The organism is Streptomyces sp. 2A115, from assembly GCF_052245575.1.
Taxonomy (GTDB): Bacteria; Actinomycetota; Actinomycetes; order Streptomycetales; family Streptomycetaceae; genus Streptomyces.
On record NZ_JBQQCG010000050.1, the window covers coordinates 23,705 to 48,956 of the forward strand.

A 25,252-nucleotide genomic window follows, 5' to 3' on the forward strand; every position below is an offset into this window, starting at 1 on the left:
TTGGTGCCGACGACCACCACCGACGCGACGCTGGAGCGGGCGGCGAGGAGTTGGCCGACGCGCTCGGGAAGTGGGCGGGGAGCGGTCGTGGCGGGGATTGCGGAGTGATGAGGTGGTGAGAACGCTTCGGTGTGGCTGGGTTTTTACCGGGCGGGGCACCACGATTCGCCTACGCGCGGTAAGTTTCTGGCCATGCCACGTGGACGTCACCGTCATTCCCCACCTCTGCACCGGCTGCTGCCCCCCTCGGCGATCGCAGGCGTCTCTCTCGTCTGCGCCGTCGGGCCATGGCTGTTCGCGGAACCGTTGGTGCTCCGCGGGCTGGCCGCCGGTGCCGCGGCTACGGCTGTCGTGGGCGCGGTCGTCATGCGCCGCTGGGACACGGCGGCGGGCAAGCGCGTCGCGGATCTCACGCGCGCGCGGGCGAGCGACGAGTGGCGCCACGAGGAGCGGGTCGCCGAGCTCGAGACCGACCTCGACGAATCGCGTGAGCTGCGCACCAAGTTGGAGCAAAGGCTCCGCGCGAAGCGGTCGGAGCTGGCGGGGCTGCGCAACGAGCACGCCGCGCTGCTGCGGCGGTACGCCACCGCGGAGACCGAGCGGGCCACCGCCCTGGAAGGGCGCCGGCTGCTCGCGATAGAGGCGACGGCTCCGACCCGTGCGTTGCCCGCGGCCGCTTCCGAGGCGTCGGAGGCCCTGGCGGCTGAGGAGACGGGTCCTGCCGGACTTGTCGAGGCGGCACCCGAGGCGGCGCCCGAGGCGGCGGTTCCGGAGCCGACCGCGGCGACGGTTCAGGCCGCCCTCGCGGCCTCGGCCGCGGCCTCGGTTCTCTACGTGAAGGCCAACGCCGCGCTGGACCGGTTCGCGCGGGCCGGTGCCGCGGGCGCGGCCGGTGCGGATGCGAGCGCGGGCGAGAGCGCGGGTCCGGTCAAGGATGCGGCTTCGGCGAGTGACGCGACGGAGGACGCGTCCGAGTCGGACGGCTCCGTTGCGGACGGCTCTGCGGCGGATGCCGACGGTTCTGTTGCCGACGGCCCTGAGACGGGTGACTCCGTGTCCGTGGAGGACGGTTCGGCGAACGGCGCGTCCGCCGAGGCTGGTTCAGCGGAGGCAGACGCGGTGACGGGTACTTCCGCGCAGGGCGATGCGGTGGCGGACGGCTCCGGCCAGGATGGCCCGGCGACCGATGACTCCGCGCAGGCCGCGGCTGCGAAGGGCGGGTCCGTCAAGCGGGCCTCCGGGAAGGGCGGTGCCCGGAAGGGTTGGCCCTCGCCGGGAGGGCCCGGGAAGGGGGCGCCCCGGCCGGGCGGATCCCCGAAGGGCGCTTCCGCGGCGGGCGGGACCGTAACCGGTGCCTCCGCGAACACCGCCTCTCCGGCCGGGAGTTCGGCGAACGGCGGGTCGCGGGGGAACGGGAACGCCCCCGCGAAGGGCGAGGCCGGGCAGGAGGGCGAGACGCGGGGGAAGCCCGGGGCGGTCGGCGGGCATGAGCGCACGGCCGCCGCGAACGCACCGACGCGCACCCATTCCGCCGAGACGGTGCGCTCGCTCGCGCAGTCCGCGGAGATGGCGCGCCCGCGCACGCAGTCCGCCATGACCGGCACCGCGCCCGCGCAGTCCACCACCCAGGCGCAGCCCACCGGTCACGCGCAATCCGCCGGTCACGCGCAATCCACCGACCACGCCTCGCCGACCATGGCTGCCCCGGCCACCACTGCCGCCCCGGAGCCGTCGCCGAGCACCGCTCTCGCCCGGCCCCGCGTGACAGAAACGGCGCTGGTTCAGCGCCCCGCGCCCGGAGCGACTCCCGACCCGACGAGCGCCGCCGCGCTCACCCCCGCCGCGAGGCCCTCGCAGCCGGCCAAGCCCCCGCAGCCCTCCGGGCACTTCACCGTGCCGACGGCCGTGGCGGTCGTACCGGGTTCGCCCGTGCGGCGCCCCTCCGTGGAAGGCAGGTTCGACTTCTTCGGTACGCAGAAGGGCGCGGAAGCGCTGGAGGCCGTACAGAACGAGGACCTCGCCGACGTGGTGGGCCAGGAGGCGCTCGCGCTGCACAAGGCCGAGGCCGAGGCGGAGTTCAAGCCCGCCGGCGAGGAATCCCGCGGTGTCGGCCAGGTCATCGACCTGACCGCACACGACGAGACGGAACAGATCGACCTGGCGGAACTGCGGAGCGCGGTTTCCTGAACCCGGTCGTCCGTACGTGAGGGCAGTGGCGCCGCGCCACTGCCCTCACGTCGTTCCACCGGGCCGGAGTTGCGCGGAGTCATGCCATCCAGCGATCCGGCCGAGCCTCCCGCCGCCCCGTACGCGACCGGTCCGCCTGCCCGTACAGCAGCTCCGCCGCCTCCGAGGCGTCCCGCAGCCGCGCCGTCACCGTCTTGTTGGCACCGGTGTGGACGTGGACGTGTGCGAGCCCCTTGACGCGCATCCACGGCCCTTGCTCCAGGCGCACGCTCTGCACCTTGGCGTGCGGCACGAGCGCGAGGCTGCGACGCAGCAGCCCGTGCCGGGACGCGAAAACGGTGTCGGTGACGGCGAGCCCGTACCCCCGCCACCAGAACGGCATGCACCACCCGGCCCGGCGCGGCGGCCGCGCGAGTGGGGCCGGCACCGTCACCCCCGGCAGCACTCGCGCGATCACCGACTCCGCGACCTCCCGCGGAGCGACCGGTACGAGCACGGAGTTGGACGAGCCCGCCACGTCCAGCTCGACCCGGACCCAGCCTCGTCGCCGCCAGAGCAGGGGTTCGACGATGCGTACGGTCTGCACGCGCCCGGGTGGCACCGTCTCGTGCGTACGGTCGAGCAGCCCGTGGTCGATGCGGAGCCCGTCCGGGGACTCGCCCACGGTCCAGTCGTACTCGCCGACGAACCGCCCCACGCTGCTCGCGCCCGCCGCGCCGAGCAGCGGCAGCCCTGTCGCGAGAACCGTCCACACACTGTGGGTGGCGAACCACAACAGCGGCGGTACGACGAGCGCGGCGGCCAGTGTGCCCCAGGTGGCCCCGGTCAGCACGAGCGAGACGGCGAGGACGCCGGCCGGCACGTGCAGCAGCTGCCGGACCGGCGCCTCGCCCACCTCGTGCGCTGTCTCGGGCGCGAAACCGGCGGCCCGTGCGAGCAGTTCGGCCCGCAGTATTCGGGCCTCCTCCTGGCCCAGATAGGCCAGTTCGTCTTTCTTGTCGGTCCCGACGACGTCGAGTTTGAGCTTGGCGACCCCGGCCACGCGGGCCAGCAGCGGCTGGGTGACGTCGACGGCCTGGAGCCGTTCGAGCCGGATGTGGGCGGTGCGGCGGAACACCAGGCCCGTACGGATGCGCAGTTCGGTGTCGGTCACCGCGAAGTGAGTGAACCACCAGCTCAGCAAGCCGTAGAGGGTCGCCGCCAGAACCGACACGGCGAGCGAGATCAGCAGCGTGGTCGTCGTCAGCCGGGTCAGCTGCCGCTGCGCCTGGTCGGGGTCGTGCACGGCCCATCCGGCGATCACGGCGACCGGCGCCCACGCGCGACGCAGCGGCGTCACCGGGTGCAGCCGCCGCTCCCGCAACTCGGGTTCGCTCTTCCGCGCGTTCTCGGTCGCTTCTCGTACGTTCTCGGTCGCGTCCTGTGCGGCTTCGGTCTCGTCGCGGAGGTCCTCGCGGGCGTGTACGCCCGTGTGGGCGCCCGGCGGCGTCACGAAGTCCCTGGACGTCGTCCCCGACGGCGGAGGCCCCGGAGGCGTGGTCACAGCCCCGCCGATCGGGCTTCGCCCAGCTCGGTGAGCCGGTCGCGCAGGCGTTCCGCCTCAGCCGGGTCGAGACCCGGAATGCGCGCGTCCGTCGCCGCGGCGGCCGTGTGCAGCTGCACGCTCGCCAGCCCGAAGTGGCGCTCGACGGGACCGGAGGTGACCTCGACCAGCTGCATGCGCCCGTACGGCACGACCGTCTCCTCCTGCCACAGCACGCCCTTGCTGATCAGCAGGTCGTCCGCGCGCTCGGCGTACCGCCAGGACCGCCAGTTTCGCCCCAGCATCGACCAGCCCCACAGCAGCAGGCCGAGCGGCAGCAGCGCGAAGGCCGCCCAGCCGGGGCCGGCGAGCAGGCCGAGCAGCGTGGCCGTACCGACGGTCAGCAGCCCCAGCCACACCACCAGCAACAGTCGCCGCATCCTCAGCAGCCCGGGCGGCAGCCCGGTCCACACCGGCTCGCCCTCCGTGTGCCCCGAGTCTTCCAAGGTCCCCGTCTCCATTCGGCAAGCGTACGTACGAGACACTGTTCCCATGACTCCTACGACGGAGACCATGGTCGGAATCGGCGGCGCCGCGGAGAGCACCGACATGGTGCTCAACATCGGGCCCCAGCACCCGTCCACGCACGGCGTGCTCCGGCTGAAGCTCGTGCTGGACGGCGAGCGGATCCAGCACGCGGAACCGGTCATCGGCTACATGCACCGCGGCGCGGAGAAGCTCTTCGAGGCGCGCGACTACCGCCAGATCATCATGCTCGCCAACCGCCACGACTGGCTCTCCGCCTTCTCGAACGAGCTGGGCGTGGTCCTCGGCGTGGAGCGGATGCTCGGCATGGAGGTCCCCGTGCGCGCGGTGTGGATGCGCACGCTCCTCGCGGAGCTCAACCGCGTTCTGAACCACCTGATGTTCCTGGGGTCGTATCCCCTCGAACTCGGCGGAATCACCCCGATCTTCTACGCCTTCCGGGAGCGCGAGGAGCTCCAGCACGTCATGGAGGAGATCTCCGGCGGGCGCATGCACTACATGTTCAACCGTGTCGGCGGCCTCAAGGAGGACCTCCCCGCCGGATGGGCCTCACGCGCGCGTGCCGCTGTCGCCGACGTCCGCTCGCGCATGGACGTGTACGACAACCTGGTGCTCGGCAACGAGATCTTCCGGGGGCGTACGCGCGACGTCGGAGTGCTGTCCCCGGAGGCGGTGCACGCCTACGGAGTGAGCGGTCCCATCGCCCGCGCCTCCGGAGTCGACTTCGATCTGCGCCGCGACGAGCCGTATCTGGCGTACGGGGAGCTGGGCGACGTTCTGAAGGTGGTCACCCGGCAGGAGGGCGACTGTCTCGCCCGCTTCGAGGTCCTCCTGGAGCAGACGTACAACGCCCTGGACCTCGCCGACGCCTGCCTGGACCGTCTCGCGGAGCTGCCGCCAGGACCGATCAACCAGCGGCTCCCGAAGGTTTTGAAGGCTCCCGAGGGCCACACGTACGCGTGGACGGAGAATCCCCTCGGCATCAACGGCTACTACCTCGTCAGCAAGGGCGACAAGACCCCGTACCGGCTGAAGCTGCGCTCGGCCTCGTACAACAACATCCAGGCACTCACCGAACTGCTGCCGGGCACGCTCGTCGCGGACATGGTGGCGATCCTGGGGTCACTGTTCTTCGTGGTCGGGGACATCGACAAGTAGGACCTCGTCGGGGAGGCCAAGCAGGGCCCATCGGGGAAGCGGGGCTCTACGTAGAGGGCCGTTTTCCCGGATGTCCGTTTTCCGGATGTCCGTTTTCCCGGATGTTCTTGGGCATCACGCCGGCCGCTCGCCGGGCAGCGGGTCCGGGATTCCGACCGGCTGCACGAGCCAGCCGAAGTCGCCGAGTCCGCCCGCAGCGGTGAGCTCGGCGGCCTCGCCCGCGCCCGCGAGGGCCCGTACGTAGGCCGTCGGGTCCGTGGAGGCCAGGGTCAGGGGCGGCCGCTCGCCGCTCACGCCCAGCGCGCGCAGCGCCTCCCGCTGGGTCAGCAGCCGCGCCCCGGGCAGCGCGCACGCGTCCAGCGCCACATGGGCGGTGATGTCGCGGGACCCGTCCGGCACGGGCGCCGTCTCCCGGCCCTCTCGGAAGCCGGTGAGCGTCCCGAAGGGCGGCCGCGCGTCCGCGAAGTGCGCGTAGTCGACCGCCACGGCGAGCCCTCGGCCGAGCGTGGCCACGGCGGAGGCCCAGGCGGTGTCCCTGGGCAGCCCGATCTCGGCGCGGAGGCCCTCGTCACCCCTCCCGAGCGGCCACCACCGCTCCAGCCACTCCGCCTCGGCCCCCGTCACCGGGTCACCCGGAGACTCCGTACCGTCCCCCCGTACGAGCACCAGCCGCGCCACCCCGTCCGCGTCCGTCTCGGCGACGTCCAGCGGTACGTTGTCCAGCCACTCGTTGGCGAAGAGGAGCCCCGTGACTCCCGCGGGAGGTTCCGCGAGCCACTCGATGCGGTGATCGAGATCACTGGGGCGGTCGGCGCGTTCGACCGCGTATCCGCGCGCGCGGGACGCCACTTCGGCGGGGAGTTCCTTCAGGACGCCGGTGACCAGCTCACCCCGGCCCGCTCCCATGTCGACGAAGGCGAGTTCGGCGGGGCGGCCGAGAGCCTCGTCGACGAGGCCCAGCAGTCGGGAAACGGCCCACGCGAACAGCGGCGACGCGTGCACCGACGTGCGGAAATGGGCCGCCGGCCCCTCTGGCCGGCGATAGAAACCGGAGGGCCCGTACAGCGCCTCCTCGGTCGCCCGGCGCCACCCGAGCAGCTCGCCCGCCGCCTCATGCCTCACTGCGCTCACCACTGCTCCGGGCCGTCCTCACCGCGTCAGGCTAAGCCTCGGGCTGGGTACCAGGTCGAGGCCGCCTCCACCTTGGGGAGTACGAGCGCCGGTCACGGATCGACCCTCCGGTTGACCCCTGCACACTGCACGCTTCCCTACGCTGGGTTACGTGCAGCGCCTCTATGACTTTCTCCGCAGGCACCCGACATGGGTCGACAGCTTCTGGGCCGTCGTCCTGCTCGGGATCTCTGTCGTGGGCGGAACCGCGAATCAGGAGGCCCAGGGCTCCGACCTTCCGGCCGCCACTGTCCCGATCACGCTGCTGCTCTGCCTGGTGGTCGCCCTGCGCCGCCGTATGCCGGAGAAGATGCTGCTGCTGGCCGTGGCGGTGGGCCTGGCACAGCTGGCCTTCGATGTGTCGCAGACGCCGGCCGACTTCGCGATGCTGGTGATCATCTACACCGTGGCCGCGGACGGCGCCGGCTGGGCCTCCCGGCTCGCACTGATCGGCGGCCTGAGCGCGGGCATGCTCGCACAACTCCGCTGGCAGTTGGACTCCGAGAGCGCCGCGGCCAACGTCCTGATAGCTGTCTTCCAGACCGTCCCCTTCGCGCTCGCCTGGGTCCTCGGCGACTCCATCCGCACCCGTCGCGCCTACCTCGCCCAGCTGGAGGAGCGTGCCGCCCGCCTGGAGAAGGAGCGCGAGGCCCAGTCCAAGGTCGCCGTCGCCGCCGAGCGTGCCCGCATCGCCCGCGAGCTGCACGACGTGGTCGCGCACAACGTCTCGGTGATGGTCGTCCAGGCCGACGGCGCGGCGTACGTTCTGGACAGCGCCCCCGACCAGGCCAAGAAGGCCCTGGAGACCATCTCCGGAACGGGCCGGCAGGCCCTCGCCGAGATGCGCCGCCTGCTCGGCGTGCTGCGCACCGGCGAGCACCAGGAGTCCGGCGAGTATGTGCCGCAGCCCGACGTCGAGCAGCTCGACGACCTCATCGAGCAGTGCCGCACCTCGGGTCTGCCCGTCGACTTCAAGGTCGAGGGCACCCCGCGCCCGCTGCCCAGCGGCGTGGAGCTGACCGCGTACCGCATCGTGCAGGAGGCCCTCACCAACACCCGCAAGCACGGGGGGCCGAACGCGGGGGCGAGCGTGCGCCTGGTCTACTTCGACGACGGCCTCGGCCTGCTCGTCGAGGACGACGGCAAGGGCGCCCCGCACGAGCTGTACGAGGAGGGCGGCGCCGACGGCCGGGGACACGGCCTGATCGGGATGCGCGAGCGCGTCGGCATGGTCGGCGGCACCCTGGACGCGGGGCCCCGCCCGGGCGGCGGCTTCCGGATCAGCGCCCTGCTCCCGCTCAAGTCCGCCCACTGACACGTGCACGTTCAACGAACCGACCGGAGGACCTCCCCATGCCGATCCGCGTGATGCTCGTCGACGACCAGGTGCTGCTGCGCACCGGGTTCCGGATGGTGCTCGCCGCCCAGCCGGACATGGAGGTCGTGGCCGAGGCGGGAGACGGCGTCGAGGCCCTCCAGGTGCTGCGCGCGTCCGAGGTCGACGTCGTCCTCATGGACGTCCGCATGCCGAAGCTGGACGGCGTCGAGACGACCCGCCGCATCTGCTCGGAGCCCGACCCGCCGAAGGTGCTGATCCTGACCACCTTCGACCTCGACGAGTACGCCTTCTCCGGGCTCAAGGCGGGCGCCTCCGGCTTCATGCTCAAGGACGTGCCGCCCGGCGAACTCCTCGCCGCGATCCGCTCCGTGCACAGCGGCGACGCGGTGGTCGCGCCCTCCACGACCCGGCGCCTGCTCGACCGGTTCGCGCCGCTGCTGCCCAACGCCGGCAAGGAGCCCCAGCACGAGGAGCTGGAGCGGCTCACCGGGCGTGAGCGCGAGGTGATGATCCTGGTCGCGCAGGGCTTGTCGAACGGCGAGATCGCGGCGCGGCTGGTCCTCTCCGAGGCGACGGTCAAGACCCACGTGGGCCGCATCCTCACCAAGCTGGGGCTCCGGGACCGCGTACAGGTCGTCGTCCTCGCATACGAGACAGGGCTTGTACGGGCTGGGGGGCAGGGCTGATTTCAGGTCGCCCGGGCAGGGCCGGACGTGGGCGTGACCGGGACGTGATCGGCGCCTACTAAGGTCTGCGCATGCTCCTGTGGATCAACGGGCCCTTCGGCGGCGGCAAGACACAGACCGCACACGAGATCCAGCGGCGACTGCCCGGCAGCGTCATCTGCGATCCGGAACACGCCGGCTTCGGGCTGCGCCGCATGCTGCCGCCCGAACTGCGCGGAAACTTCCAGGACCTGGCGTCCTGGCGGCAGGGCGTGGTCGAGGTGCTCGACCTCGCCCTAGCCAAGCACGACGGCGTGGTGATCGCGCCCATGACGGTCACGGACTTCGGCTACTTCGACGAGACCGTCGGGCTGCTGCGCGAAAAGGGCCACGACGTTCGGCACTTCACGCTCCTCGCCCAGCGCGAGACCGTCCTGAAGCGGCTGCGTGAGCGCGGCTTCGGGCACCTCATCCAGCGCGTGGCAGGCAAGGACGCCCCCTTGCGCAGGGACAGTTGGGCCGTCGAGCAGCTCGACCACTGCCTGGAGCGGTTGCGCGAACCGGAGTTCGCCGAGCACCTGTGGACGGACCAGTCGACGGTGCCGAAGACGGCGGACCGGATCGCCGTACTGGCCGGGCTGACGCTCGCCCCGAACAGCGAGGGCGCACTGCGGACGCGGCTGCGGCAGGTACGGGTCGGGGTCAAGCACATCCGGTTCGACTGACCGCCTCCGGAAGCTTTCTTCCCGAAGGAGTCAGCTTCCCGAAGGGGTTAGCTTCCCGAAGCGGTCAGCGCAGGATTCCCTCCAGGAAGTCGCTCCCCAGCCGGGCCACCACCGTGACGTCCAGCTGGTGCAGCACGTACCGGCCGCGGCGCCGCGTGGTGACCAGCCCCGCCTTCTTCAGCACCCCCAGGTGCCGGGATATCTCCGGCGCCGTCATCCCCTGCGTCTTCGCCAGCTCGCCCGTCGTGTACGCGCTGCGCGCCAGGTGACGGCACAACCGCATCCGTACGGGATGGGACAGCGCGGCCATCCGGAGCGTGAGCTGCTCGACGGAGGGCGGCGCGGCCAACGCCGGTGAACCGACCGGGTAGTGGAGCACGGGCTGCCACTGGTAGCGGTGCAGCACTTGCAGATGAGGCCGGCCCAGGGTCGTCGGCACGAGCAGCAGGCCGCCGTCCGTGACGGCCGTGCGCCCGGTGGCCAGTTTGTCGACGGTGATCAGCCCCGCGTCCTCGTCCAGCGTCACCATGGGGGACATGGCGGCGAGCGCCTCGGCCAGGCCTTTGCGTCTGAGCAGGTCCGTCTTGTGGCGGGCGTCAGCCGCGAGCTGGTGGCGCAGCCGCGACCAGGTCTCGGCGAAGAAGGCCTCGTCGCAGTCCTCCACGAACCGCCGGAACCATGCCCGGACGCTCGGCGGGTCCGCCAGCAGCCTCTTGGTGAACCGCAGCTGCTGCGGTCCGCGCGAGGCGGCCAGCTCCAGGGCACGTTCCCGTACGGCGGGATCGGTGAGCGCTTCCGGGCCCTGCGAGTCGTACGTCAGCACGCAGGTGAACTCCAACGCGGCGTCCACGAACTGCTCGTCGGAGAGCTTGTCCACCAGGTCCAGCTCCTCGGCGAGCGTGGCGCCCGGGAGCGTCCCGCCGCCCGCGGCTCCCGCGTACGGCAGGAAGATGTCCGAGAACGTCGTACGCCACAGGAAGTCCGCCTCGCACATCCGGTCCGCGAGGCCGGTGTCGAGCCGGGAGGTCACCCCGGTCGCCCAGCTCCGCAGCCCGGGGTGGTGCCCCGGTTCGGTCAGCGCGTGCAGCGCCATGCCGAGCTCGGCCAGTGGCGAGGGCACGACGGCCACCCGCTCCTGCCGCAGCCCGGAAATGTCGATGTGCACGCTCACGACCTCATGGTGCACCCCGCCACTGACAACGCGGCCGCCGATTGACGGCCGCCGTCAATCGAGGCGACGACTCGGGCCGTCGGGGAGCAGTCTGGGATCACTGGGGCACCGCGGGGCCCACGGAGACGTCAGGAACCGATTCCGGTCCTGAACTCGTCCGTTCCCGTCCCGAGAAGGCGATCCGCCATGAGCATCACCGAGCTGTACATCCTCGACACCTACCGCGCCCGGCAGCACGGCGACCCGACCCCACCCGCGCCCGGCGCCCACGACTGGCAGGCTGTGCGCGAGCTGCGGGACTACCGGCGATTCCGGGCGGTCGTGGCGGGTCGCCCGGCCCGCGGGCGGGTACGGGCGGCGCTGGCCCGGCTGCTTCACGGGCGGCCGCGTCCCGGCTGCTGACCTCGGGCGCCCTCCTCGTCGGCGATCCGCCGCACGAACTCTCCGACCGCCGCCTTCACGTCCTGCGCCGTCCACTCCAGCCCGGCGGCCCGCACGGTGACCTCGGTGAACGCCAGGCCCGGCCCGCCCCGGTCCCAGGCGTCGGCGAAGAGGCAGATCCTCGTCTCCTCGGCCTGCCGCACCGCCGCGTCCGCCAGTACTTCGGCGTCGTACGGCAGCCAGACCTGGAACTCGTAGGTGTGCGGCTCCTCAGGGTGTACGCGCACCCAGGGCACCCCTGCCGTCGCGAACCCTTCACGCAGCGCGGCGGCGACCACGCGCGCGTGGGCCACGTACTCCGGCAGCCGGGGCAGTTCCCGCTCCAGGCCCACGAGTGCCGACAGCGCCGTCGGGAACTGTTGGAAGACCGTGCCTCCGTACCGGTGGCGCCACGTCTTCGCCTCGTCGACGAGTGTCTTCGGGCCCGCCAGTGCCGCGCCGCCGAACCCGTCGAGCGACTTGTAGAACGACACGTAGACGCTGTCCGCGAGGCCGGCGATCTCGTCCAGGGGACGACCGAGGTGCGGTGTGGACTCCCACAGGCGCGCCCCGTCGAAGTGCACCACCGCGTCGCGTTCCCGTGCCGCCTCCACGACCTCGGAGAGCTCCTTCCAGGAGGGCAGCACGAAACCGGCGTCCCTGAGGGGCAGTTCGAGCATCAGCGCGCCGAAGGGCTCCTCGAAGTCCCGTATCTCGTCGGCGGTCGGCAGCCGCGGTTCGGTGGTCACGCGGACCGGGCGCAGCCCGCTGACCGTGCTGAACGCGTTCCGTTCGTGCACTTCGGGGTGGCTCATCGCATGCAGGGCGACGGTCGCGTTCCCGGTGCGGCCCGCCCAGCAGCGCAGGGCCACCTGCTGGGCCATCGTGCCCGTGGGGAAGAAGGCGGCTGCCTCCTTGCCCAGCAGGCCGGCGACCCGCGCCTCCAGGGCCTCGACGATCCGGTTCCCGTATACGTCCACCGGCTCGTCCAGGTCGTACACCTGTGGTGCCTCGTCCTGCAGCAGCGCCAGCCGTTCCCGGATCGTCGCCCGGTAGCCGGGGCGTGACAGTGCCTGCCGGGCTTCCCGGTGCGCGGTCGCCCGCCGCTCCCGCATCCGCTCCGCGGACCGCTCTTCGCCCTGCTCGTCCTTGCCCAGCTCCGCCGTATCGCTCATTCCCGGATCATGCAGGACGCCACGGGGGCCGGGCATGCGAATTCTCCACAGCCTGTGGGCAAGAAAACGACCCTCGGACCAATCGCGTTAACATGACGAGAAATCGTCCGGTACCCCGAGCGGACTGGAACGGAAGGCCGCCGTCGAGTGAGTACATTCCCACAGCCAGACCCCAAGGACCGCCCCGCGCGGCTCACCATCGGCGTTGTCGGCGCCGGCCGCGTGGGTCCCGCACTGGCCGCTTCCCTGCAACTCGCCGGGCACCGCCCGGTGGCCGTCTCCGGGGTCTCCGACGCCTCCCGACGACGAGCGGCGCAGCTGCTGCCCGACGTGCCGCTGATGACTCCCGAGCAGGTCCTGGAGCGGGCCGACCTGGTGCTCCTGACGGTCCCGGACGACGCCTTGCCGGGGCTGGTGGAGGGCCTCGCCGAGACGGGCGCCGTGCGGCCGGGGCAGCTGCTCGTGCACACCTCCGGGCGGTACGGCGCGAGGGTCCTGGACCCCGCCCTGCGCGCCGGGGCGCTGCCGCTCGCGCTGCACCCCGCCATGACGTTCACCGGCACCCCCGTGGACGTGCAGCGGCTGGCCGGGTGCTCCTTCGGGGTCACCGCGCCCGAGGAGCTGCGGCTGGCCGCCGAGGCCCTGGTCATCGAGATGGGCGGCGAGCCCGAGTGGATCGCCGAGGAGTCCCGGCCGCTCTACCACGCGGCCCTCGCGCTCGGCGCCAACCACCTGGTGACCCTGGTCGCCGAGTCCATGGAGCTGCTGCGCGCGGCGGGCGTCGAGTCCCCGGACCGGATGCTGGGCCCGCTGCTGGGCGCCGCCCTGGACAACGCCCTCAGGTCGGGCGACGCGGCCCTCACCGGACCGGTGGCGCGCGGCGACGCGGGCACGGTCGCCGCGCACGTCGCCGAGTTGCGCAGGCACGCACCGCAGACCGTCGCCGGCTATCTGGCGATGGCCCGCGCGACCGCCGACCGGGCCCTCGCCCACGGGATGCTCAAGCCGGAGCTCGCCGAGGACCTCCTCGGGGTACTGGCCAACGGGGCGACCCTTCCCGACGACGGGAGCGACCGATGACGACCGCTCTGCTGCGCACCACCGACGAGCTCCACGCACGCGTGCGCACCGGCCGCCGCGCCGTCGTGATGACCATGGGCGCCCTGCACGAGGGCCACGCGACACTCATCCGTACCGCCCGGGGGATCGCGGGGGACGGAGAGGTCGTCGTCACGGTCTTCGTGAACCCTCTCCAGTTCGGCCCGGGCGAGGACCTCGACCGCTACCCGCGCACTCTGGACGCCGACGTCAAGATCGCCGATCAGGCGGGCGCGGACGTCGTGTTCGCCCCCTTCGTGGACGAGGTCTACCCGGGCGGGGAGCCCCAGGTCCGCGTCAGCGCGGGACCCATGGGTGAGCGCCTGGAGGGCGCGGTGCGGCCGGGGCACTTCGACGGCATGCTCACCGTCGTCGCCAAGCTGCTGCATCTCACCCGGCCCGACGTGGCGCTGTACGGGCAGAAGGACGCCCAGCAGCTCGCCCTGATCCGCCGCATGGTGCGCGACCTGAACTTCGGCGTGGAGATCGTCGGCGTTCCGACGGTGCGCGAGGAGGACGGCCTGGCCCTGTCCAGCCGCAACCGCTATCTGTCGACCGCCGAGCGCCGCACCGCGCTGGCCCTCTCCCAGGCCCTGTTCGCGGGCAGCGACCGGCACGCCGCCCAGGAGGCGCTGCGCGCGCGTGCCCGCGAAGTGCCCGCCACGCGCGCGCGTGCCGAGGCCCTCAGCGCCATCGGCGAGTCCCGCGCCGCGGCCGACGCGCACGCCGTGGCCAAAGCCGCTCCCGGAGGCCCCGCCGCGGTGCGCGCCGCCGCCCGCCTCGTCCTCGACGACGCGGCCCGCCTCCAACCCCCGCTCGCCCTGGACTACTTGGCGCTGGTCGATCCGTCCGACTTCACCGAGATCCCGGACGATCACACCGGCGAGGCGGTCCTCGCCGTCGCCGCCCGGGTCGGGACGACCCGGCTGATCGACAACATTCCTCTCACCTTCGGAGCCGCCTCGTGACCACCACAGGCATACGTCTGCACGCGCCCGCACCCGGCTGGTCCATCGCCGCCGACGTCGTGGTCGTCGGCTCGGGAGTCGCCGGACTCACCGCGGCCCTGCGCTGCGACGCGGCCGGCCTGCGCACCGTGGTCGTCACGAAGGCCCGCCTCGACGACGGATCGACCCGCTGGGCGCAGGGCGGCATAGCCGCGGCGCTCGGCGAGGGTGACACCCCCGAGCAGCACCTCGACGACACGCTGGTGGCGGGCGCCGGCCTGTGCGACGAGGAGGCCGTCCGCATCCTCGTCACCGAGGGCCCCGACGCCGTACGCCGCCTCATCGCGACCGGCGCCCACTTCGACGAATCCGAAGAGGGCGACCTGGAACTGACCCGCGAAGGCGGCCACCACCGCCGCCGCATAGCCCACGCGGGCGGCGACGCGACCGGTGCCGAGATCTCCCGGGCCCTCGTCGAGGCGGTACGCGCGCGTGGACTGCGTACGGTCGAGAACGCGCTCGTCCTGGACCTCCTCACGGACTCCGACGGGCGCACCGCGGGCGTGACCCTGCACGTGATGGGAGAGGGCCAGCACGACGGCGTCGGAGCCGTCCACGCGCCGGCCGTGGTCCTCGCGACCGGCGGCATGGGCCAGGTCTTCTCGGCGACCACCAACCCGTCCGTGTCCACCGGCGACGGCGTCGCGCTCGCACTGCGCGCCGGAGCCGAGGTCAGCGACCTCGAATTCGTCCAGTTCCACCCGACCGTGCTCTTCCTGGGCGCGGACGCCGAGGGCCAGCAGCCGCTGGTCTCCGAGGCCGTACGCGGCGAGGGCGCCCACCTGGTCGACGCGGACGGCGTGCGCTTCATGGCCGGCCAGCACGAGCTCGCCGAGCTCGCGCCGCGGGACATCGTCGCCAAGGGCATCATGCGGCGCATGCAGGAGCAGGACGCCGAGCACATGTACCTGGACGCCCGGCACTTCGGCGCCGACATGTGGGAGCACCGGTTCCCGACGATCCTGGCCGCCTGTCGCACCCACGGCATCGACCCGGTCACCGAGCCGATCCCGGTCGCCCCAGCGGCCCACTACGCCTCCGGAGGCGTCCGCACGGACTCCCAGGGCCGCACCACGGTCCCCGGCCTGTACGCGTGCGGCGAGGTCGCCTGCACGGGCGTTCACGGCGCCAACCGGCTCGCCTCCAACTCCCTCCTCGAGGGTCTCGTCTACGCCGAGCGCATCGCGGCCGACATCGCGCACCGCCACGAGGAAAACCGCCTCCACGCGCGCGTGCCGGTCCCGGTCGCCCACCCGGAGAAGCCCGCGCACCCGCTGCTCGCCCCGGAGGCCCGTTTCTCGATCCAGCGGATCATGACGGACGGCGCCGGAGTGCTCCGCTCGGCCACCTCCCTGGAGACCGCGGCCGACCGCCTCCAGCAACTGCACACCGACGCCCGCGACGCCCTCGACGAGAACGGCAAGACGGCCGAGCCCGGCGTCGACACCTGGGAGGCCACCAACCTCCTGTGCGTGGCCCGCGTCCTCGTCGCCGCCGCCGGCCTGCGCGAGGAGACCCGCGGCTGCCATTGGCGTGAGGACCGAGATGAACGGGACGACACGAACTGGCGGCGCCACATCGTCGTACGGCTGAATCCCGACCGAACCCTCGCCGTACACCCCACCGACACAGCAGACTTCCCCTCAACCCGGCAGCCCCAGCAGCCCCGTCCCCAGGAGCAGTGACAGAAGTGAGCACCCCCGACCTTCCCCTCATCGGCGGTGGCTGCGGCGACGGCTGCGGCTGCGGCGCCGAAGGGGAGTACGACCCCGCCTCCCCTGAGAACGCGGAGTACGCCGAGTGCGGCCTCGACCCCTCCCTCGCGCAGCTCCTCGCCGACGCCGGGCTCGACCCCGTCGAGGTCGAGGACATCGCGCACCTGGCCATCGAGGAGGACCTCGACCACGGAGTCGACGTGACCACGGTCGCGACCATCCCCGAAGAGGCCGTCTCCACCGCCGACTTCACGGCCCGCGAGGCAGGCGTCGTAGCGGGCCTGCGAGTCGCGGAAGCCGTCATCTCCGTCGTCTGCACGGACGAGTTCGAGGTCGAGCGCCATGTCGACGACGGCGACCGCGTAGAGGCCGGCGAGAAGCTCCTCACCGTCACCACCCGCACCCGCGACATCCTCACGGCCGAGCGCAGCGCGCTGAACCTCCTCTGCCGCCTCTCCGGCATCGCGACCGCCACGCGCGCGTGGGCGGACGTCCTGGAGAACACCGACACGCGCGTACGGGACACCCGCAAGACGACGCCCGGCCTGCGCTCCCTGGAGAAGTTCGCGGTACGCATGGGCGGTGGCGTCAACCACCGCATGTCCCTCTCCGACGCGGCCCTGGTCAAGGACAACCACGTAGTGGCCGCGGGCGGTGTGACCCAGGCCTTCAAGGCGGTCCGCGAGACCTTCCCGGACGTGCCGATCGAGGTCGAGGTCGACACCCTGCGCCAGCTCCGCGAGGTCGTGGACGCGGGCGCCGACCTGATCCTCCTCGACAACTTCACGCCCCTCGAATGCGAGGAGGCGGTGGCCCTGGTCCAGGGCCGCGCACTCCTGGAGGCCTCGGGCCGCCTCACCCTGGAGACCGCGGAGACGTACGCGAAGACAGGCGTCGACTTCCTCGCGGTGGGCGCCCTCACGCACTCCTCTCCCATCCTGGACATCGGCCTCGACCTGCGCGAAGCGTCGACGAGCGAGGCTGAGTAGGCATGCTGCTCACCATCGACGTAGGCAACACGCACACCGTCCTCGGCCTCTTCGACGGCGAGGACATCGTCGAGCACTGGCGCATCTCGACGGACGCCCGCCGCACCGCCGACGAACTGGCCGTACTCCTCCAGGGCCTGATGGGCATGCACCCGCTCCTCGGCGACGAACTGGGCGACGGCATCGACGGCATCGCGATCTGCTCGACGGTCCCCTCGGTCCTGCACGAACTCCGAGAGGTCACGCGCCGCTACTACGGCGACGTACCGGCTGTCCTCGTCGAACCGGGCATCAAGACGGGCGTCCCGATCCTGATGGACAACCCCAAGGAGGTCGGCGCCGACCGCATCATCAACGCGGTGGCGGCGGTCGAGCTCTACGGGGGACCGGCCATCGTCGTCGACTTCGGCACGGCGACGACGTTCGACGCGGTCTCCGCGCGCGGGGAGTACGCCGGCGGCGTCATCGCCCCCGGCATCGAGATCTCGGTCGAGGCACTCGGCGTCAGAGGCGCCCAGCTCCGCAAGATCGAGATCGCCCGCCCCCGCACCGTCATCGGCAAGAACACCGTCGAGGCCATGCAGTCCGGCATCATCTACGGCTTCGCGGGCCAGGTGGACGGCGTCGTCAACCGCATGTCCCGCGAACTGGCAGAGGACCCCGACGACGTCACCGTCATCGCCACGGGGGGCCTCGCACCGATGGTGCTCGGCGAATCCTCGGTCATCGACGAGCACGAGCCCTGGCTGACCCTTATCGGCCTCCGCCTGGTCTACGAACGAAACGTCTCCCGCACCTGATCAGCCACCGGAGGCTCCACCCGCGGGCGTGCGCTCAGGGCGCGGGTTGGTCGCGCAGTTCCCCGCGCCCCTGAAAGGGCGCCTCAGGCCGGTTCGTACACGGCAGGCCGTCAGTGGCTGGTCGCGCGGTGCCCCGCCCCCGCAACAAACCCAGGGGCGCGGGGAGCTGCGCGAACAGCCCACTCACCCCGCAGACAAACAACCGCCCAACCGCCTGAGGCAAGCCCGGCCAAGCCACGCCACACGCGCCCGTTCTGCGAATTTTGTCTGATTAGCGCGTATCGTCGCGAGCATGCCCACGCCTTACGGATCCCGCGGCGGCATGGCGTTCGGTGCGGAGGAGCTGCGTGTGCTCCGACGTGCGCTCGCCCTCGCCCTCCATCCCAGCCCCGCTTCGGCCGAGGACGTCCAGGACTGCCTCCGCCTGGCCGAGTCCGTCGACGAGGCGGCCCACGAGGGCGCCCGGCTGCGCGCCTTCCTGCTGGCCGACCTCGCCCGCTACCGCGCCGCGCTACCCGGCACGGCAGCCGGCTACCTGACGCTTCTGGAGGAAGCCCTGGGCGCCGGCTACCGCCCGAACCCCGACGACCTCGCCGGCCTACGCGCCCTGCGCGGCAACCCCATCGCGGCCGCCCTCCTCGCCCGCTGCCACGCCCTCGTGGAGCAGGACGTACGCACCCGCCTGGCAGTCCGCACGGTCCCAGCCTCCCGCACCAGCACCAGCGCCAGCGCCAGTGACAGCACCAGTGCCAGCGCCGAAGCCCGCCCTCACGACCACACCCGCGTGCGCACTCGCCTGACGGCTCTCCCCGGCGGCCTGGCCCCCGACACATCTTCACGCGCGCGTGTCGCCACCTGCGGCACCACCGAAGCCGCGAAAGACCCCGGCAAGAAGCCCGCGGAGAAACCCGCCGAGAAGCCGGCCCCCCAGCCCCAGCCGCACCCCTCGCACCCGGACCGCCCCATCCCGACCCCTGGCGAGGTCTTCCCTCCCAGGCGCAAGCCGTCCGCGCCACCCGCCGGCCCGCCGCAGCAACTCGCGGTGGGCTAGCCGAAGCCCAAGACCTCACTCCTCATCTCAACCGCCCACCCCCACCCCTGACCCGCCCCACAGGCCCTGGCTACTCTGGACGGCATGGACTACGTCTCCGCGCTCGTACCCCCGGTAGTGATGGCCGTGTTCTTCACCGGTCTGATCGTGACGATCGTGAAGAGCCAGGGCGGCGCCAACAAGGCCAAGGAGGACGCGGTCGTCGACGCGGCCCTCGCGCGCGCCGAGAACACCCGCCAGGCCTCCCGGAACACCGACGCCTGAACACCTGCGCCTGCTGGACGCCGGACCGAACGCAGACCAGAGGCTCACCCAGGGCGCCAGACGCTCAACCAGGGCGTACGACTCATCAACTTCCCGAGTCGTACGCCCTTTTTGTGCCCGTTTGCCATCCAAAGCCACGTCCACCATGCGAATGACGCCATCTCCCCCTATTGTTCTGAGCTGTGCCTCGCCCATTGGGAGAACTCGAAGACGCGGTCATGACGCGGGTGTGGAAGTGGAACCGCCCGGTAACCGTTCGGGAAGTCCTGGAAGACCTTCAGCAGGAGCGGTCCATCGCGTACACCACGGTGATGACCGTTTTGGACAATCTCCATCAGAAGGGCTGGGTACGCCGCGAAGCGGAAGGCCGGGCCTATCGATATGAGGCGGTCTCGACCCGCGCCGCCTACGCGGCCGCACTGATGAACGACGCCTGGTCCCAGAGTGACAACCCCGCCGCGGCTCTCGTCGCCTTCTTCGGCATGATGTCCCCGGAACAGCGCGAAGCACTGCGGGATGCCGTGCGTATGGTCCAAGGACCGGAAACCCCCGCCAAGGAGAACCCGGCGGCGGAGAACCCGGCCGACGAGAACCCCGCCGCCACCGAGGGCGACACAGGGCGATAGCGTCCGTTCATGCCAGCAGAGCAGCCCGCAGAGCAGTCCGCAGAGCAACCTGAAGTCACCGCTAAAGCACTCACCGTTCGCCGGGCCAGGACCACCGATGTCCCGGCGGTTCGCCGCCTCCTTGACGCGTACGTCCGCGGCGGCATCCTGCTCGACAAAGCGATGGTGACGCTTTACGAGGACATCCAGGAGTTCTGGGTCGCGGAACGCGATGCCGGATCAAGTACTGAGGTCGTGGGCTGCGGCGCTCTGCACGTGATGTGGGAAGACCTCGCGGAAGTCCGCACTCTCGCGGTGAACCCCGCCCTCAAGGGAGCCGGTGTCGGCCATCAGTTGCTGGGGAAGTTGCTGCAGACCGCCCGCTGGCTCGGTGTTCGCCGGGTATTCTGCCTGACCTTCGAAGTCGACTTCTTCGCGAAGCACGGCTTCGTGGAGATCGGCGAGACGCCCGTCGACGCCGATGTCTACGCCGAGCTACTGCGTTCCTATGACGAGGGCGTGGCTGAGTTCCTCGGTCTCGAACGAGTGAAACCGAACACCTTGGGCAACAGCCGGATGCTTCTGCATCTGTGATCGCCGACGGGTAATACTCCGGCAGTACCCCGGCACTTACCCCGATCCGCCTTCCCCGGCGGGCCCTATGTCCGAAACGCGCACGTTTCCGGTCTTCCCGGGTCCCATCGGTCTCTCCCAGGGGTTTGTGTTTTTCCAGCAAAAGCGGTTTGCTTTCCGACGTACTGCAGTAGTGCATATAACAGGGACGTGAAACGCGGCGGCCGCCGCAGACCCTCGGCCCTGAAGATATCGATGAAAGGAAATCCGGTGGCACAGAAGGTTCAGGTCCTTCTTGTCGACGACCTCGACGGCGGCGAGGCGGACGAGACCGTGACGTTCGCGCTGGACGGCAAGACGTACGAGATCGATCTCACGACTGCCAATGCGGACAAGCTCCGTGGACTTCTCGAGCCGTACGTGAAGGGCGGTCGTCGTACCGGAGGCCGCGCTTCGGGGGGTCGTGGAAAGGCGCGCGTCGCCTCCGGCGGGAGTCAGGACACCGCGCAGATCCGCGCGTGGGCGAAGGAGAACGGTTACGAGGTCAATGACCGTGGCCGCGTTCCGGCGTCCATTCGCGAGGCCTACGAGAAGGCCAACGCCTGAGTGCAGGAACGGCGCAGCCGGATGCGATGGCACTCCGTCGCCATCGTGTCCACGAGTCGTACGAGATCGGGGGCGCCCCCACCGCCCCCACCCAGCGCCGACAGCGTCGGCAACGAAGGCTCCACCTCGCAGCCAGGCTCAGGGGGCCGCAGCCAGACGGCGGCCCCCTGCGGGCCGCCGACAGGCCCGCTCACGGGGGCCCCTGTGGTCCTTTCCTGGCTCGTCCCGCCCTGGCGCGTGTTCCTGCGGTCTGTGATCCCGAGATCTGTGATCCCCCGGCCTCTGTTCCTCTGGTCGGTGTTTCCCCGGGCCGTCTTCCCTTGAGTGCGGGCCAGACCCGGTGGTAGCGGCGCCTCGATGCGCTCGCCCGCGCCGATCGCCCTGAGATCCAGCGCGAGAGCGCCCCACTCCAGCCATTCCAGCAGCCCCGGCAACTCGTCCGCGGTGCCCGCGGCCACCAGTAGCCGCATCCGGTCCGCCCGCACGGCCACCGGAGAGCCCGGCCCCAGGTGCCGAAGTGCCGCGTATCCCGCTTCCGCGGGCGCGTCCAGGACGTCGAAACGCATTCCCGTCAGCAGTTTCACCGGAGTTCCGGGCACTGTTGCCCAGCCCAGTTCGTTCTCGTACCAGTGCCGGACCGGATCGCTCGCTTCGAGCGGCCGACGGGGAAAGGGAACTGTGGGGACCATGCAAGGCCAACCGTCAGAAGAGCGTTCGAGTTACGCTGGGTGGCCTCGCGGATGCGCACAGTGCCGTTCGAGAGGGCGTTCCGGAGGGGTCGGCGGCGCAAGGATGTTCGCCCGTAGCGGAGGGAACCGGTGCGCGGGGCATGGAGTGTCAGTGCGTACGGGTAAGACATCCCTAGTGGGAGGGGCGACACGCATGGCTCGGGCATCTCACGTTCGCCATCGGCGTACAGCTAGTGAGGCTATCTGCCTGGCCTGCGGGAACATCGTCTCGCACGCTTGGGTTGGAGCAGATGTCGGCTTTCCGGGTCAGGAGGCCAAGGATGGTGTCGGCAGATGGAATGAGCGGTCCCCGCTTGCGGGACTAAGCTGCGGAAGGACAGGGAGGGGAGCGTCCCCTTACTGCCTGACCGCTCTGAGGAGCGATTAACGATGTTCGAGAGGTTCACCGACCGCGCGCGGCGGGTTGTCGTCCTGGCTCAGGAAGAAGCCCGGATGCTCAACCACAACTACATCGGCACCGAGCACATCCTCCTGGGCCTGATCCACGAGGGTGAGGGTGTCGCCGCTAAGGCCCTGGAGAGCCTCGGGATTTCGCTCGAGGCGGTCCGCCAGCAGGTGGAGGAGATCATCGGGCAGGGGCAGCAGGCCCCGTCCGGGCACATCCCCTTCACCCCCCGTGCCAAGAAGGTCCTGGAGCTGTCGCTCCGCGAGGCCCTTCAGCTGGGCCACAACTACATCGGCACGGAGCACATCCTGCTCGGCCTGATCCGTGAGGGCGAGGGCGTCGCCGCCCAGGTCCTGGTCAAGCTGGGCGCTGATCTCAACCGGGTGCGGCAGCAGGTCATCCAGCTGCTCTCCGGCTACCAGGGCAAGGAGACCGCCGCCGCAGGTGGGCCTGCCGAGGGCACCCCCTCGACGTCCCTGGTCCTCGACCAGTTCGGCCGGAACCTCACCCAGGCCGCTCGTGAGTCCAAGCTCGACCCGGTCATCGGGCGCGAGAAGGAGATCGAGCGGGTCATGCAGGTGCTGTCCCGCCGTACGAAGAACAACCCCGTACTCATCGGCGAGCCCGGCGTCGGCAAGACCGCCGTCGTCGAGGGGCTGGCGCAGGCCATCGTCAAGGGCGAGGTGCCCGAGACCCTCAAGGACAAGCACCTCTACACCCTCGACCTGGGCGCGCTGGTCGCCGGCTCCCGCTACCGCGGTGACTTCGAGGAGCGCCTCAAGAAGGTCCTCAAGGAGATCCGCACCCGCGGCGACATCATCCTGTTCATCGACGAGCTGCACACGCTGGTCGGTGCGGGTGCCGCCGAGGGCGCCATCGACGCGGCTTCGATCCTGAAGCCGATGCTGGCCCGCGGTGAGCTCCAGACCATCGGTGCGACCACCCTCGACGAGTACCGCAAGCACCTCGAGAAGGACGCGGCCCTCGAGCGCCGCTTCCAGCCGATCCAGGTGGCGGAGCCTTCGCTCCCCCACACGATCGAGATCCTCAAGGGCCTGCGCGACCGCTACGAGGCGCACCACCGCGTGTCCATCACGGACGAGGCCCTGGTGCAGGCGGCGACGCTCGCCGACCGGTACATCTCGGACCGCTTCCTGCCGGACAAGGCGATCGACCTGATCGACGAGGCCGGCTCCCGGATGCGTATCCGCCGGATGACCGCGCCGCCGGACCTCCGCGAGTTCGACGAGAAGATCGCCGGCGTCCGCCGCGACAAGGAGTCCGCGATCGACTCGCAGGACTTCGAGAAGGCCGCCTCCCTCCGCGACAAGGAGAAGCAGCTCCTGGCCGCCAAGGCCAAGCGGGAGAAGGAGTGGAAGGCCGGCGACATGGACGTCGTCGCCGAGGTCGACGGCGAGCTGATCGCCGAGGTCCTCGCGACTGCCACCGGCATCCCGGTCTTCAAGCTGACCGAGGAGGAGTCCTCGCGTCTGCTGCGCATGGAGGACGAGCTCCACAAGCGGGTCATCGGTCAGGTGGACGCCGTCAAGGCGCTCTCGAAGGCGATCCGTCGTACGCGTGCCGGTCTGAAGGACCCGAAGCGTCCCGGTGGTTCGTTCATCTTCGCCGGTCCGTCCGGTGTCGGTAAGACCGAGCTGTCCAAGGCGCTCGCCGAGTTCCTCTTCGGTGACGAGGACGCGCTGATCTCCCTCGACATGTCGGAGTTCAGTGAGAAGCACACGGTGTCGCGTCTCTTCGGTTCGCCCCCCGGTTACGTGGGCTACGAAGAGGGCGGCCAGCTGACGGAGAAGGTGCGGCGCAAGCCGTTCTCGGTGGTCCTCTTCGACGAGGTCGAGAAGGCCCACCCGGACATCTTCAACTCGCTGCTGCAGATCCTGGAGGACGGTCGTCTGACCGACTCCCAGGGCCGGGTCGTGGACTTCAAGAACACGGTCATCATCATGACGACCAACCTCGGCACCCGGGACATCTCCAAGGGCTTCAACCTGGGCTTCGCCGCCCAGGGCGACACGAAGTCCAACTACGAGCGCATGAAGAACAAGGTCGCGGACGAGCTCAAGCAGCACTTCCGCCCCGAGTTCCTCAACCGCGTCGACGACGTGGTCGTCTTCCCGCAGCTGACCCAGAGCGACATCCTGCGGATCGTCGACCTGATGATCGGCAAGGTGGACGAGCGCCTCAAGGACCGGGACATGGGCATCGAGCTCTCCCAGTCCGCGAAGGAGCTGCTGGCGCAGAAGGGTTACGACCCCGTGCTCGGCGCGCGTCCGCTGCGTCGCACGATCCAGCGTGAGGTCGAGGACAGCCTGTCGGAGAAGATCCTCTTCGGCGAGCTGCGCCCCGGTCACATCGTGGTCGTCGACACGGAGGGCGAGGGCGAGGCCAAGGTCTTCACCTTCCGCGGCGAGGAGAAGTCGGCACTGCCGGACGTCCCGCCGATCGAGCAGGCCGCCGGTGGGGCTGGTCCCAATCTGAGCAAGGAGGCGTGACCCTCCGGGGATTCGCCTGAGAACGACTGAGAACGGCCGGAGGGGCCGGTGCCAACAAGGCACCGGCCCCTTCGTCATGCGCTCATGCGCTCATGCTCGCGCGCGGTTACGACAGCTGGCCGTCGTAGTCCGGCAGCTTGTACGTCTTCTCCGCGTGGCCGCCGGAGAGGTCGGTGGGGGTGTTGCCTATGTTCGCGATGATCGTGTAGCCCTTGGCCTCGATCTCCGCGCGCTTGGCCGTCTTGTACTCGGCCTTGTCCCTGAAGAGATCGCCGAAGTTGCGGACATAGAGCCCGGACACCTTGTAGCCGACGTGCTTGAGGTTGTAGTCGGTCACGGAGGCGATGATGTCCGGGCGCGCGGTCACGAAGAACAGGGCGACGCCGTGCTCCTGGGCGTACTTGGCGACTTCGAGGACGGGCGCGTTGGCCGGGGACGGATAGCTGAAGCCGAAGTCGGTCTCCAGCGTCGTGTTGTCGATGTCGAAGACGATCGCCTGCTTCTCGCCCGAGGACGCGTCGGCGATACGTTCCTTCAGGTACGGGAGCGCCTGAGCCATGACGGCTTGGCAGTCCTTCTGCCAGGTCGCGTAGTCCACGTCCGCCGCGGCGGCGGTTCTCGCGGCCGTGGCGGTGGTCGTGGCCGCGGCCGGAGCCGAGGCGACGGCGGGGCTCATCAGGGCCGCGGTGACGGCCGTCGCGGCGGCGGTCACGCCTATGAGGCGGCGCAGCCGGTTGCTTACTGTCATGGGGGGTTCCTCTCGCATGGAAGCGCTGCGGGACATGGGCCGTAGTGCATGCTCATGGGCAGGGGAGGACACAG

General features: G+C 70.8%; 24 protein-coding genes. 17 read left to right on the plus strand and 7 right to left on the minus strand.

The genetic code is table 11. The features are described from left to right. Nucleotides 1–192: 192 nt before the first annotated feature. Nucleotides 193–2,187, plus strand: a complete 1,995-nt coding sequence (locus tag ACTWQR_RS34380; RefSeq protein WP_443231123.1) for a hypothetical protein — start codon at nucleotides 193–195, stop codon at nucleotides 2,185–2,187. A gap of 79 nt (nucleotides 2,188–2,266) precedes the next feature. Here ACTWQR_RS34380 and ACTWQR_RS34385 read toward each other — a convergent pair whose 3' ends face one another. Both ACTWQR_RS34385 and ACTWQR_RS34390 read right to left on the minus strand, forming a co-directional pair. Next, nucleotides 2,267–3,550 carry a PH domain-containing protein gene (locus ACTWQR_RS34385; protein WP_443231174.1) on the minus strand — a complete coding sequence of 428 codons (1,284 nt, stop codon included), beginning with the start codon at nucleotides 3,548–3,550 and terminating at the stop codon, nucleotides 2,267–2,269. A gap of 176 nt (nucleotides 3,551–3,726) precedes the next feature. Beyond that, the gene (locus ACTWQR_RS34390; protein WP_443231124.1) at nucleotides 3,727–4,230 is read right to left on the minus strand and encodes a PH domain-containing protein; all 504 of its coding nucleotides are present in this window, start codon (nucleotides 4,228–4,230) and stop codon (nucleotides 3,727–3,729) included. A gap of 31 nt (nucleotides 4,231–4,261) precedes the next feature. Here ACTWQR_RS34390 and ACTWQR_RS34395 point away from each other — a divergent pair, with 31 nt between their 5' ends. Beyond that, nucleotides 4,262–5,413 carry an NADH-quinone oxidoreductase subunit D gene (locus tag ACTWQR_RS34395; protein WP_443231125.1) on the plus strand — a complete coding sequence of 384 codons (1,152 nt, stop codon included), beginning with the start codon at nucleotides 4,262–4,264 and terminating at the stop codon, nucleotides 5,411–5,413. 114 nt (nucleotides 5,414–5,527) lie between these two features. Here ACTWQR_RS34395 and ACTWQR_RS34400 read toward each other — a convergent pair whose 3' ends face one another. Next, a complete protein-coding gene (locus ACTWQR_RS34400) occupies nucleotides 5,528–6,535 on the minus strand; it encodes an SAM-dependent methyltransferase (RefSeq protein ID WP_443231175.1) in 1,008 nt (335 codons plus the stop codon). A gap of 160 nt (nucleotides 6,536–6,695) precedes the next feature. Between ACTWQR_RS34400 and ACTWQR_RS34405 the strand changes: the two genes are divergently transcribed. The 3 genes from ACTWQR_RS34405 to ACTWQR_RS34415 all read left to right on the plus strand — a co-directional run bounded on the left by ACTWQR_RS34405 (nucleotide 6,696) and on the right by ACTWQR_RS34415 (nucleotide 9,312). Beyond that, nucleotides 6,696–7,898 (plus strand): sensor histidine kinase, encoded by a 1,203-nt coding sequence (locus ACTWQR_RS34405; protein ID WP_443231126.1) that lies wholly within the window; start codon nucleotides 6,696–6,698, stop codon nucleotides 7,896–7,898. 38 nt (nucleotides 7,899–7,936) lie between these two features. Then, nucleotides 7,937–8,608 carry a response regulator gene (locus ACTWQR_RS34410; RefSeq protein ID WP_443231127.1) on the plus strand — a complete coding sequence of 224 codons (672 nt, stop codon included), beginning with the start codon at nucleotides 7,937–7,939 and terminating at the stop codon, nucleotides 8,606–8,608. 71 nt (nucleotides 8,609–8,679) lie between these two features. Next, a complete protein-coding gene (locus tag ACTWQR_RS34415; RefSeq protein ID WP_443231128.1) occupies nucleotides 8,680–9,312 on the plus strand; it encodes an AAA family ATPase in 633 nt (210 codons plus the stop codon). Nucleotides 9,313–9,376: 64 nt separating this feature from the next. Here ACTWQR_RS34415 and ACTWQR_RS34420 read toward each other — a convergent pair whose 3' ends face one another. Further along, nucleotides 9,377–10,483, minus strand: a complete 1,107-nt coding sequence (locus ACTWQR_RS34420; RefSeq protein WP_443231129.1) for a DUF5937 family protein — start codon at nucleotides 10,481–10,483, stop codon at nucleotides 9,377–9,379. A gap of 186 nt (nucleotides 10,484–10,669) precedes the next feature. Here ACTWQR_RS34420 and ACTWQR_RS34425 point away from each other — a divergent pair, with 186 nt between their 5' ends. Next, nucleotides 10,670–10,885, plus strand: a complete 216-nt coding sequence (locus ACTWQR_RS34425) for a hypothetical protein (protein WP_443231130.1) — start codon at nucleotides 10,670–10,672, stop codon at nucleotides 10,883–10,885. Here the strand turns inward: ACTWQR_RS34425 and ACTWQR_RS34430 are convergent. Then, complete coding sequence (locus ACTWQR_RS34430; RefSeq protein ID WP_443231131.1) at nucleotides 10,858–12,078, minus strand: threonine aldolase family protein; 1,221 nt, start codon at nucleotides 12,076–12,078, stop codon at nucleotides 10,858–10,860. The genes ACTWQR_RS34425 and ACTWQR_RS34430 overlap by 28 nt on opposite strands. Nucleotides 12,079–12,225: 147 nt before the next feature. On the opposite strand from ACTWQR_RS34430, the gene ACTWQR_RS34435 reads away from it, so the two are divergent. From ACTWQR_RS34435 to ACTWQR_RS34480, 10 genes are all read left to right on the plus strand, one after another. Continuing rightward, nucleotides 12,226–13,158, plus strand: a complete 933-nt coding sequence (locus ACTWQR_RS34435; protein ID WP_443231132.1) for a Rossmann-like and DUF2520 domain-containing protein — start codon at nucleotides 12,226–12,228, stop codon at nucleotides 13,156–13,158. Continuing rightward, nucleotides 13,155–14,144: a pantoate--beta-alanine ligase gene (gene panC / locus ACTWQR_RS34440; RefSeq protein ID WP_443231133.1), complete on the plus strand. Its 990-nt coding sequence runs from the start codon at nucleotides 13,155–13,157 to the stop codon at nucleotides 14,142–14,144. The genes ACTWQR_RS34435 and panC overlap by 4 nt, the downstream gene beginning before the upstream one ends. Next, nucleotides 14,141–15,868: an L-aspartate oxidase gene (locus ACTWQR_RS34445; RefSeq protein WP_443231134.1), complete on the plus strand. Its 1,728-nt coding sequence runs from the start codon at nucleotides 14,141–14,143 to the stop codon at nucleotides 15,866–15,868. The genes panC and ACTWQR_RS34445 overlap by 4 nt, the downstream gene beginning before the upstream one ends. A 5-nt stretch (nucleotides 15,869–15,873) precedes the next feature. Continuing rightward, the gene (gene nadC, locus ACTWQR_RS34450; protein WP_443231135.1) at nucleotides 15,874–16,887 is read left to right on the plus strand and encodes a carboxylating nicotinate-nucleotide diphosphorylase; all 1,014 of its coding nucleotides are present in this window, start codon (nucleotides 15,874–15,876) and stop codon (nucleotides 16,885–16,887) included. 2 nt (nucleotides 16,888–16,889) lie between these two features. Continuing rightward, on the plus strand, nucleotides 16,890–17,687 hold the full coding sequence (locus tag ACTWQR_RS34455; protein ID WP_443231136.1) for a type III pantothenate kinase: 798 nt from the start codon (nucleotides 16,890–16,892) through the stop codon (nucleotides 17,685–17,687). A 322-nt stretch (nucleotides 17,688–18,009) separates the two neighbouring features. Next, nucleotides 18,010–18,738 carry a hypothetical protein gene (locus ACTWQR_RS34460; RefSeq protein WP_443231176.1) on the plus strand — a complete coding sequence of 243 codons (729 nt, stop codon included), beginning with the start codon at nucleotides 18,010–18,012 and terminating at the stop codon, nucleotides 18,736–18,738. 84 nt (nucleotides 18,739–18,822) lie between these two features. Continuing rightward, nucleotides 18,823–19,002: a hypothetical protein gene (locus ACTWQR_RS34465; protein ID WP_443231137.1), complete on the plus strand. Its 180-nt coding sequence runs from the start codon at nucleotides 18,823–18,825 to the stop codon at nucleotides 19,000–19,002. Nucleotides 19,003–19,220: 218 nt separating this feature from the next. Beyond that, nucleotides 19,221–19,628: a BlaI/MecI/CopY family transcriptional regulator gene (locus ACTWQR_RS34470; protein WP_443231177.1), complete on the plus strand. Its 408-nt coding sequence runs from the start codon at nucleotides 19,221–19,223 to the stop codon at nucleotides 19,626–19,628. A gap of 9 nt (nucleotides 19,629–19,637) precedes the next feature. Next, entirely contained in the window at nucleotides 19,638–20,201 is a 564-nt protein-coding gene (locus ACTWQR_RS34475; RefSeq protein WP_443231138.1) for an amino-acid N-acetyltransferase, read from the plus strand. 249 nt (nucleotides 20,202–20,450) lie between these two features. Next, entirely contained in the window at nucleotides 20,451–20,786 is a 336-nt protein-coding gene (locus tag ACTWQR_RS34480; RefSeq protein WP_443231139.1) for a histone-like nucleoid-structuring protein Lsr2, read from the plus strand. Here ACTWQR_RS34480 and ACTWQR_RS34485 read toward each other — a convergent pair. Then, entirely contained in the window at nucleotides 20,765–21,475 is a 711-nt protein-coding gene (locus tag ACTWQR_RS34485; protein WP_443231140.1) for an SCO3374 family protein, read from the minus strand. The two genes, ACTWQR_RS34480 and ACTWQR_RS34485, sit on opposite strands and share 22 nt — an antisense overlap. Nucleotides 21,476–21,904: 429 nt before the next feature. On the opposite strand from ACTWQR_RS34485, the gene ACTWQR_RS34490 reads away from it, so the two are divergent. Beyond that, a complete protein-coding gene (locus ACTWQR_RS34490; protein WP_443231141.1) occupies nucleotides 21,905–24,430 on the plus strand; it encodes an ATP-dependent Clp protease ATP-binding subunit in 2,526 nt (841 codons plus the stop codon). 106 nt (nucleotides 24,431–24,536) lie between these two features. On the opposite strand, the gene ACTWQR_RS34495 is transcribed toward ACTWQR_RS34490, so the two are convergent. Then, entirely contained in the window at nucleotides 24,537–25,178 is a 642-nt protein-coding gene (locus ACTWQR_RS34495) for an HAD family acid phosphatase (RefSeq protein WP_443231142.1), read from the minus strand. Nucleotides 25,179–25,252 lie beyond the last annotated feature (74 nt).

Bases quoted from the DNA above. Each gene is read 5' to 3' on its own strand.
- ACTWQR_RS34425 (WP_443231130.1), top strand. From the start codon at position 10,670: ATGAGCATCACCGAGCTGTACATCCTCGACACCTACCGCGCCCGGCAG.
- ACTWQR_RS34390 (WP_443231124.1), bottom strand. From the start codon at position 4,230: ATGGAGACGGGGACCTTGGAAGACTCGGGGCACACGGAGGGCGAGCCG.
- ACTWQR_RS34415 (WP_443231128.1), top strand. From the start codon at position 8,680: ATGCTCCTGTGGATCAACGGGCCCTTCGGCGGCGGCAAGACACAGACC.
- ACTWQR_RS34485 (WP_443231140.1), bottom strand. From the start codon at position 21,475: ATGGTCCCCACAGTTCCCTTTCCCCGTCGGCCGCTCGAAGCGAGCGAT.
- ACTWQR_RS34470 (WP_443231177.1), top strand. From the start codon at position 19,221: ATGACGCGGGTGTGGAAGTGGAACCGCCCGGTAACCGTTCGGGAAGTC.
- ACTWQR_RS34410 (WP_443231127.1), top strand. From the start codon at position 7,937: ATGCCGATCCGCGTGATGCTCGTCGACGACCAGGTGCTGCTGCGCACC.
- ACTWQR_RS34395 (WP_443231125.1), top strand. From the start codon at position 4,262: ATGACTCCTACGACGGAGACCATGGTCGGAATCGGCGGCGCCGCGGAG.
- ACTWQR_RS34475 (WP_443231138.1), top strand. From the start codon at position 19,638: ATGCCAGCAGAGCAGCCCGCAGAGCAGTCCGCAGAGCAACCTGAAGTC.
- panC (WP_443231133.1), top strand. From the start codon at position 13,155: ATGACGACCGCTCTGCTGCGCACCACCGACGAGCTCCACGCACGCGTG.
- ACTWQR_RS34490 (WP_443231141.1), top strand. From the start codon at position 21,905: ATGTTCGAGAGGTTCACCGACCGCGCGCGGCGGGTTGTCGTCCTGGCT.
- ACTWQR_RS34460 (WP_443231176.1), top strand. From the start codon at position 18,010: ATGGCGTTCGGTGCGGAGGAGCTGCGTGTGCTCCGACGTGCGCTCGCC.
- ACTWQR_RS34430 (WP_443231131.1), bottom strand. From the start codon at position 12,078: ATGAGCGATACGGCGGAGCTGGGCAAGGACGAGCAGGGCGAAGAGCGG.
- ACTWQR_RS34495 (WP_443231142.1), bottom strand. From the start codon at position 25,178: ATGACAGTAAGCAACCGGCTGCGCCGCCTCATAGGCGTGACCGCCGCC.
- ACTWQR_RS34465 (WP_443231137.1), top strand. From the start codon at position 18,823: ATGGACTACGTCTCCGCGCTCGTACCCCCGGTAGTGATGGCCGTGTTC.
- ACTWQR_RS34455 (WP_443231136.1), top strand. From the start codon at position 16,890: ATGCTGCTCACCATCGACGTAGGCAACACGCACACCGTCCTCGGCCTC.
- ACTWQR_RS34380 (WP_443231123.1), top strand. From the start codon at position 193: ATGCCACGTGGACGTCACCGTCATTCCCCACCTCTGCACCGGCTGCTG.